Annotated in this window: 1 protein-coding gene; it reads left to right on the top strand. The window is 69.8% G+C overall.

The features are described 5' to 3' along the window. Positions 1 to 27: 27 nt before the first annotated feature. On the top strand, positions 28 to 262 hold a 235-nt coding region (locus tag SB658_RS24935; protein WP_410603094.1), incomplete at its 3' end, for a DUF1203 domain-containing protein.

The following is a 262-nucleotide window of genomic DNA, read 5'->3' as shown; positions in this document are numbered from 1 at the left end:
CGATGCCCGCCTTACAGGACATCCGCCATGGCCGACTTCCAGCTTTCCGGCATCGACCCGCAACCACTGCGTCCCCTGTTCGAACTCGACGAGGCCGCCCTGGCCGCGCACGGTGCCATTCGCTGCATCGCCAGCAGCGAGACCGGCTTTCCCTGCCGGATCAGCCTGCGTGACGCGGCCGCCGGCGAGGAGCTCCTGCTGCTGCCTTACTGGCACCAGCCGGCCGCTTCGCCCTACCGCGCCAGCGGCCCGGTGTTCATCC

The sequence above is a fragment of the Bacillus sp. SIMBA_008 genome (assembly GCF_046535495.1).
GTDB lineage: Bacteria > Bacillota > Bacilli > Bacillales > Bacillaceae > Bacillus > Bacillus subtilis.
This window is presented reverse-complemented; position numbering and strand designations above follow the sequence as displayed.